Source organism: Paraburkholderia sp. SIMBA_053 (assembly GCF_046534895.1).
GTDB classification, from domain to species: Bacteria; Pseudomonadota; Gammaproteobacteria; order Burkholderiales; family Burkholderiaceae; genus Paraburkholderia; species Paraburkholderia caledonica.
The window spans coordinates 1-432 of sequence record NZ_JAWRXU010000134.1 but is presented as its reverse complement, the minus strand read 5'-3'; the positions used below and the strand labels follow the sequence as shown (position 1 = coordinate 432).

Here is a 432-nt window from a genome sequence, read left to right as displayed (position 1 = left end):
CTCGCCCGGCGCGCCTGCGCCGCGCGGTCTGGTATCCGGCGAGATCAGCGCGATGCCGTGTTGCGCGGCGAAGCGCTGCGCGCCCGCCTTGATCGGAAACGTCTCTTCGGTGCTCGTCAACCCTGCTAGATAGAACAGCGCCGGCACCTTCTTCTGCGACGCCGCTTCAGGCATGAAGACCGAAAAGCGCATCGGCAAACCGATCGCCTTCGACTCATGCTTATAGATACGCTGCGTGCCGCCGAACGACGCGTGCGATTCGATCAGTTCGAGCATCGCGCCACTCCTTTAGTAGATGACAACCGAGCGGATCGACTCGCCCTTCTTCATCAGATCGAAGCCTTCGTTGATCTGGTCGAGCTTCAGGTGGTGCGTGATCAGATCGTCGATGTTGATCTTGCCTTCCATGTACCAGTCGACGATCTTCGGCAC

At 60.0% G+C, this 432-nt stretch carries 1 protein-coding gene and 1 pseudogene; both read right to left on the bottom strand.

Annotation, left to right across the window (positions count from 1 at the left end; all coding sequences use genetic code 11):
* A partial coding sequence (locus SB753_RS34925) for an alpha/beta hydrolase-fold protein (RefSeq protein WP_410804604.1) occupies positions 1 to 276 on the bottom strand: 276 nt, incomplete at its 3' end.
* 12 nt (positions 277 to 288) lie between these two features.
* Positions 289 to 432, bottom strand: a pseudogene (locus SB753_RS34920) (S-(hydroxymethyl)glutathione dehydrogenase); the annotation flags it as partial.